Raw genomic sequence first — 7268 nt, 5'->3', positions numbered from 1 at the left:
AGCAAGAAGGCGGAGGGCTAGAGCAAGGCGGGGCCGAGGCCGCCTCGATCAATTTGCGAAAGAATCTTGACGGTACCGCCCGGCTCGTAGTACGTCGCGCCCGCGATGATGAGGCTCTCCGCGCCAGCGGCATAAGAAGGCCCGCCCAGCAAAACGCATAGGCAGGCCATGGCAACAATCGGAATGTAATGACGGCTGGTGTGGGACTTGGCAGCAAACATACCTGCTCCGATCTTCGCAGGAGCCAATAGAATGTGCACCAGAAAATGCCCTGGTAGCAGCAATTTATAGTTTAGCGAGATCAATGCGGGAGCAAAGAGAAATCGTGTGGGCAATGTCCACAATTAGGTGTAAATCGTTTTGCCAGTCGGTGAAAGGAGGGATCAACGGATTAGATATCCATCTTATTAAAGTCGATGGAATATCCCATGGACTTGAGTTCTTTCAAGAGGCCGAACTCCCAACTGTCTGTTCCGGTATAAACGACGCCCTGTAGATCGGAGGGAATCTCGATACCTTTGTCAACAAGAATTGCAACGTTTTCCCTGCCAAGCCGACCAATAAAGTATCCGGCTTCAAATACAACATTTTGTCTAGCCCTGGGCTTTTCCGACTGTTCTGCCTGGGCTCTTCCTTCGTCGTCCGCCGTAAAAAGGCATACCGCTCCTGCTGCATCGCCTTCAATTTCCAGCTTTTCGATGATTGTCTTGCCCTGATTTGACTGCTCGTTTAGGACAACCGCCGTCAGGCCCTGCCTTTCGATGATTCTCGCGACCCTTTCTCTAAGCTCTCCGTTGTGACCATGAACGATAAATACCTTCGAATAATCTCCAACATTTGCAGTCGATCCGGTTTCCCCTTCGTCTGAAAACTCATCAAGGTATGTCTCCAGCACAGCTTTTGCACTGCGCAGGCCGTCCGCACAGGCTTCAACGAAAGCCGAGTCGGGCGTACCGGAGGTGAAGAAAGACAACGAGTAGCTGATTTTGTTAAAGCTTTTAAATTCGTAGCTGTCTTTTCCAAATCGCCTAATTAAAAGCCTGTCCGCCCTTGTCTTCCATGCTTTAAAGTCAGGCGAACTAGAGCTGATGTATTTCTTTGAAAGTTCGTCTGCTGTTTCGCACAACTGCTGCAAAATTTCAAAATCAGACATTAAGCCTTCTTTCTATAACCAATAACGGAGCTAAGAAGCATCTTATTCCAATGAGCGGCCAAATCTCTTTACTGTTTCCTCGGTGCCCCTATCGGAGATGGACTTGCCCAGTGCGAACTCAATAGCGTCCAGCAAAGCCATGACGCGAGCTTTGAAATAGGCATCAAAGTCATCATTAATGAACGCATCCCAGTCAATGAGATTCGATTCGATGACGGAGTTCACAGTGTTCGATGTCAGCTTTCTTAACGAATTTCGCTGAGTAGACGCTGGGGGCCGCGCCTCCAATTTCTGTGCCCGAATAGGAGTACGAGCACGTCGGTCAAGATGCATTCGGTGGTCAACATGGCGGGATCTATCTGCGAGCGGAAAACAAGCGGCGCTGCTAATGGTAGCGCCGCTCGCATCATCAAAGAAGAATCGTTATCGATTGTCTCTGGGACTTTTCGTTCAAAACCAGAGCATGTCGACTACTGCTTATCGAAGTACATCCACCCTACAGGCTGCATTAGATCGTAATAATCGACGGGCGTTTTGAAGCGAATCCTGCCCAAATAACCACGCTTTTCAGCAACCAACTGCATCTGTCTGCGTCACGGCAAACTCTTTGAATTGGCGTTGCGGCAAGTTTGTCTTAAGAAAATAAGGCTGTTAAGACAAACCCATTTTGACGTTTACGTAACGTCGACCATCGATCGAGCCGTATTATTCGGAGTTAGAATTATCGCCCCACGACGCTGAGCCGGTGACCATCCAATGATTTTTGGCATCGATATAGACATCGCCAATCTGATTGTCCAAGCATTCATCGGACTCGTTACCTTGGTGGCCTTGATTGTCGCATTCTGGCAAGGCAGCCAGAGCAAAAGGAACAGGGAGGACGACATCAAGCGGCATCAGCCATCCCGCATATCGGCATGGTACGAAGGGGATCGAAACCGAACTGATCAGCCCGAGGACAATCGGTTCGTCTGGCAATTCGTCGTGCTTCGAAACGAAAGCGAGTCCCCCGTCTACGACGTAATCGTCACCTGCGTCGGGATTAGCGGGGCCGGCCCCTCTTTCAAAGGTGAGGATAACCGCCCCGCTTATCCCAACCGCGTCTGCGTCGGCACGCTTCCTCCTGGAGCATGGTGCATATGGCTCCCGACGGAAGGGCACGGAATGGGAGTACGCACGGCACCCGAAACGGCTTTCACCGACGCAAGCGGAACTTCATGGGTTCGGCGGGGCAACGGAAGGCTCGAGGAGATCCCTATGGAGCCAACCTCGTTCTACAGGCTGCCCCTTCCCTTGACCTGGCACGGATGCAAGAAGCTGACCGAGTAACCCCTTGGCATCGTCGTTTCAGGCATTGGGTTTTCCGGACTGGGACGCGAACTTCCCCAGATGTTCCGGATAACGGGAAAGTCAGAACTATTCGGGTTTGCGAGGCGGGATCGAGAGAGCGACTCCGCCCTATTATTTCGATGCGTCCATGAATTGAAGTGAGATCGGCATCATCACCTCGAAGCACTTACATACAGATCCATATGGCAAAGGCAGCAATTCGCCACCTTGGTTGCAGCAGCGGAGGTTATTACTCAGGATACAAGCGGAAGTAGCCAAATAGGCGCTGGGCGCAACCGAGACGCAGCCAGAGAAGGGTGACATGAGAGTTGTTTCAGAGGATTGGGGTGATATGGATGAAGTTGACTGGTAAGTGCATCTCCAGGTTCAACGGATGGCTGATCAAGGCCGTCTTTAGGTTCACGTAGGGATCCGCTTTTGCTGACAAACAAACACGTGATTGATTTATGGCTTCCAGACGCTTAGCGTGTCTGGAAGCTCATTTATTTTATTGTCAGCAACCACGAAGCCAGCGCTGAACCTCGCCCTAGTAATTGCAACATAGAGCTTGGAGCGTGTCTGCGGCTTCAGATCCGTCGAGGCATCTTGCAACCAAGAGGCCATATCGGCAACTGGATAAATCAAAACATGGTCATATGTTCGGCCTTTTGCTTTGCCGAAGTTGCAGATCGATGAAGCGTTCGCGGTCTGAGTGGCGACGCTACGTCTCAAAATCACTGGATCCAAAAACTCGCAATACCTTTGCGCAAGTGACTCTGGAATGGCCCAAACTCCATTATGGGTTTCATTTGAGGCGGCGCGCAAAGATGCGGTTGGTGAAAACTCCGGATAAACCATGTTTGCGAATCGCCATTCTTGATTTGCTGCTTTTTCGTTATCTTGTCTATGCAATGCAACTGAAACGCATCGGTGTCTCATCTGCAAATACTCGTAGGGCGATAAATGATTATTTAGCCGATCCTTCTTCGAATCCGAAAAGCAAACCGTCCTCATTTGGTAAACAGCCCCGTTCGACGCATTCCAAGATTAGCGCTTGCAATAATTTTGCAGAATCGGAAACACAAGACTCAGAAGGTTGTTTTCCCTCATGAACGGCTTCTGACCTTGCTCTATATAGTTTCTTTATTTCTTGCTGTTTTTGCTTGCCTCCTCCAAGAAACAAAGCTGCGAGAGTACTGACACGAAAAACAAGTTCGCTCCGGACTCCAAACAATGACTCAATCCCAGCCCATATAATCGCCATTTGAACTGAAGGTCGAAGCGATTGCTTGTAGCTCCACAAGGAATTCACCGCGGTCTCAAATCGCGTGTTTTTATCAAACAGTTCCCATGCGTCCCGATAATGCTGTCTTATCCACTGCTTCTCTGAATCGTTGATCACTTTCAATTTTCTTGGAATGAACAACCTTGTAGAAAGAACAACATTGATTGCCGAGCATGGCGAAAAATCTTCTGTCCGCGAATCGCTCTGAACATGCCAATACAATTCGCAATTCAAAAGCGCGGACAATAGAACTATTGCAGATTGGGCATTCCAAACTCGAACTGCAAGCTCTTTGCCCTCTCCAACAACGCGCAACTGAGCTGTAGTTTTCCTAAGGACGGCAATCAAGACACCTAAATCGGTCTCATCTCCGCTGCCATATTTCATCACAGAATTAATCATGTCGTCCGGCGAGGCCTTGCACGTGGCCGGCAATAGAGAGAGGTGTTGCGTAAGCGGCAGCTCTTCGTCTATGGTTAATCCCATTAGGTATAGATATGAAGCAGCAGCCGATTCATTTACAACAATCATCATCTTCGCCCCCCTGCCATAGCGCTCTATACCTAATCCATCCGAACAGCGCCAAACTGAGAGACGTCGATTTCGCCCTACATGAGTTTGGGAAGCAATGCGTCACGCAGTTCGCCAAGAGCCTACGACTTGAGTATATTAGCCTATATGAGCTCAAGAATACCATTGAGCGTCGAAGTCGTTCTTTCTATTGCACAAGCTGGAGCAAACGGGACGTTCATCGACTTAATGTTTTTTAATGCAAGCTTGGTCTGAACGGCACCAACAGTTCCAAGCCTAATAGCTTCCATGCCCATTGAGCTACGAAGAAAGAAATACGACCACGCCGCAAAGTCGCCTTTAAACGAAGTAAGTTTGTTGCAATTCTCTGTGAGGTTTGCCTCATCGAGCGTTTTTCCGATATACGCCGTAAGGCCAATCGTTCCGACAACGGAAACAATTAGATCGCCAGTGTTGACAACGTAGCGCGAAATATTAGATCGTGTTTCATCGTCGATATATAGCATTTCCGAAGTGAGTAAGAGAACAGAAGCGTTGTTTAAGTCGCGGACTCGAATATATGGATGAGAGTTTGCCTCTGCAATTAGCTCTGAACCTTTAGGGAGCCTCTAACCGCCCTTGACTTCGCAGAATGACTCGACTGAACGGTAATGATTTTCTCGCTTGTTCTCTTCAATTGTTTGAGCAAAAAGGGCTTCTCCGAGTTCAGCTAAATAATCATTTACCGGAACATAGGCCTGCGCTTCAGAATTGTTTCCATCGAACCAAGGGGAAAGGAGCCCCCGGTGGAAGCGATGATCAATATGGTTCTAACACAGATGTAGCCGGTTCTAGACTATCTGCAGATAAATCAATCTTAAAAGCAGTGCTCGAAAGCACTATGTGTAGCCATGCCGAAAGCAGCGTGCCCAGCAACTCGAGTCTACTCGGTCTCTTCCTTACCGACAAGGAAGTCGAGGGGTGCTCTCCGAGAACAATCGCGTACTACGAAAGCACCCTCAAACCATATGAGGCATGGATGGAAGAGAAGACGATGCTGAGCGAAGACGGCCGAATCGTCAGGGTGGACAACCCATGGTGTTCGTTCTACATCGACACCGAGCTGGCACCTGCGCTAGACGAGAGCAGGTGCGGGAAATGGATGTTCTACTTCAACGATATCGAGTTCGCGGAGGAAGTCTGCCGCAAGGCGGCCCTCGGAATGGTCGTCGCGGAATGCAAGCACAGCTCATTCGAGTCCGTTATCGAGAACGGCAGAGGCGTCGCCTGCTTCTACCTGAACTTGGACGACGTCGAAGCACATCGCCGCGTTGTCGCATTCATGTTGGAGCATGGCCTGGTTCGGAAGACGAAGTCGGGGAAGCTGTATAACATCGGCTTCAAGTTGGATGACCAGGCACGGGCGGGAGAATATGGAGCCGGTTTCAAGGCATGAATCACGTTGAGCGATCGCTCGAATTAGGCGAATTTTACCTGCGAAGAACAATGAAGGGCGGGGGTGTATCGGCTAATGCCGAACACGCCCGCCCTCGACGCGGTTAAAATAGCGAATGATTGAAGCGGATCAGCCTGGTTCCGCCCTCTTCCCTAATCCCGCTTAAACAGCTCCCTCGTGTACACCTTGTCCGCCACGTCCGCGAGCTCGTCGCTCCAGCGGTTGGCGACGATCACGTCGCAGCCGGCCTTAAAGGCCTCCAGATCGTGCGTGACCTCGGAGCCGAAGAACTCCGGCGCGTCCAGCGTGGGCTCGTAGACCTCCACGGGCACGCCCTTGGCCTTCACGCGCTTCATGACGCCCTGGATGGAGCTCGCGCGGAAGTTGTCGGAGTTGGACTTCATCGTCAGGCGGTAGACGCCCACCACCGGCTTCGGCTTACCCTCGTAGACGCGGTCCCACACCATCTGCAGCACCTCGTTGGCCACGAAATCCTTGCAGGTGCGGTTGGCTTCGATCAGGTCCTGGGGCACGTCCTTGTAGTTCGCCAGCAGCTGCTTGTTGTCCTTGGGCAGGCAGTAGCCGAAGCTGGGGCAGTCCCAGTTTAGCCCGATACGCGGTAACGAATGGTTGTTCTACTTAGACCCACTCTTAATTCCCGAGAAATTGTTTTACGGCTGCTTCAATCAACGGAATGACAATTGACGCTAATGGGCCAACGTTCTTTGCGATAGCCGAAAGCTTTTCAATCTTTTCGAGAAAGTCCTTCTTATCATCCCTTTTTGAGGATTTATCTAGATCAGCGATTGCGCTCAGGGCGACATTCCTGTCTTCATCACTTAGTTCAAGTTTAAGCACCATCTGAATGGCATTAGTTGAATTCATAGTCGACGAGGAAGTAGATGAGGACGCTGAAGTTGAAGAGATGCTCGGATTATTTGAGACGTTATTGGTGAATACGGGGTTTACATTGATATTCATTGGAACCTCGTGGTCCAGAAACCATCCTTCGAAGTAATTCCACCCGTCGTCGGTAATTGAAACTAAATAAGGGATATTGCTTGACCATTTAACTCGCAATAGGCTATTGCGAGACAATTCACGATAATCTTCGACTCGATTTCTTACATATGAAGGCCCCTGATGAGCTTTAGCATTATCGTCGCAGCACAATATATTGAGAAGCTCGTCTGCGCCATCGCTTATACGCTTGAATCTTCTTCTGGCTTGGCGCGTTCGACTATAGTGCTCGCGTCCAGAAGGGCGCAATGCCTCAACATACGCCATTGTATTGGACATATCGGTTTGCATAGATATCATTCCGCTATCGCGAAGCGCCAAGAGATGCTTCGTGATTTCCAAGTCTGTCAGATCAAGCGGAAGTTGGTCTTGGCGCATCCAAACAATAGATAGCGCCATCTCCTGCTTTGCGTTTAATTCAAACATGCATCACTCGTTGATCGCGTCGAAAATGTTGGTGTAAGGGTGACGCCCTAGCGCCCGTTTAACGAAGAACGGCCTTCGTCCTAGAATCT

The 7268-nt window shown here is 50.0% G+C and carries 9 protein-coding genes; 1 reads left to right on the top strand and 8 read right to left on the bottom strand.

Going from position 1 to position 7268, the window contains the following annotated elements:
* Positions 1–17 precede the first annotated feature (17 nt).
* From I2E13_RS10760 to I2E13_RS10735, 6 genes are all read right to left on the bottom strand, one after another.
* Positions 18–221 (bottom strand): hypothetical protein, encoded by a 204-nt coding sequence (locus I2E13_RS10760; RefSeq protein ID WP_195405103.1) that lies wholly within the window; start codon positions 219–221, stop codon positions 18–20.
* Positions 222–391: 170 nt separating this feature from the next.
* Positions 392–1153, bottom strand: a complete 762-nt coding sequence (locus I2E13_RS10755) for a TIR domain-containing protein (protein WP_117636984.1) — start codon at positions 1151–1153, stop codon at positions 392–394.
* Positions 1154–1858: 705 nt separating this feature from the next.
* Complete coding sequence (locus tag I2E13_RS10750; RefSeq protein WP_147357110.1) at positions 1859–2050, bottom strand: hypothetical protein; 192 nt, start codon at positions 2048–2050, stop codon at positions 1859–1861.
* A gap of 897 nt (positions 2051–2947) precedes the next feature.
* The gene (locus tag I2E13_RS10745) at positions 2948–3340 is read right to left on the bottom strand and encodes a P-loop NTPase family protein (protein WP_147332604.1); all 393 of its coding nucleotides are present in this window, start codon (positions 3338–3340) and stop codon (positions 2948–2950) included.
* A gap of 109 nt (positions 3341–3449) precedes the next feature.
* Entirely contained in the window at positions 3450–4301 is an 852-nt protein-coding gene (locus tag I2E13_RS10740) for a hypothetical protein (RefSeq protein ID WP_117769676.1), read from the bottom strand.
* A gap of 140 nt (positions 4302–4441) precedes the next feature.
* Complete coding sequence (locus I2E13_RS10735) at positions 4442–4882, bottom strand: restriction endonuclease subunit S (protein ID WP_117769675.1); 441 nt, start codon at positions 4880–4882, stop codon at positions 4442–4444.
* Positions 4883–5316: 434 nt separating this feature from the next.
* Here I2E13_RS10735 and I2E13_RS10730 point away from each other — a divergent pair, with 434 nt between their 5' ends.
* Positions 5317–5733, top strand: coding sequence for a hypothetical protein (locus I2E13_RS10730; RefSeq protein ID WP_195405102.1), 417 nt, complete (start codon positions 5317–5319; stop codon positions 5731–5733).
* 152 nt (positions 5734–5885) lie between these two features.
* Here the strand turns inward: I2E13_RS10730 and I2E13_RS11160 are convergent, their stop codons facing one another.
* Together I2E13_RS11160 and I2E13_RS10720 are read right to left on the bottom strand one after the other, a co-directional pair.
* A complete protein-coding gene (locus tag I2E13_RS11160; RefSeq protein WP_411161263.1) occupies positions 5886–6266 on the bottom strand; it encodes a UDP binding domain-containing protein in 381 nt (126 codons plus the stop codon).
* 118 nt (positions 6267–6384) lie between these two features.
* Positions 6385–7179 carry a hypothetical protein gene (locus tag I2E13_RS10720; RefSeq protein WP_195405101.1) on the bottom strand — a complete coding sequence of 265 codons (795 nt, stop codon included), beginning with the start codon at positions 7177–7179 and terminating at the stop codon, positions 6385–6387.
* Positions 7180–7268 lie beyond the last annotated feature (89 nt).

The organism is Collinsella aerofaciens, from assembly GCF_015554145.1.
Lineage (GTDB): Bacteria > Actinomycetota > Coriobacteriia > Coriobacteriales > Coriobacteriaceae > Collinsella > Collinsella aerofaciens_AA.
Note: the sequence above shows the minus strand (reverse complement) of the source record. Positions and strands in the feature narration are given on the sequence as shown.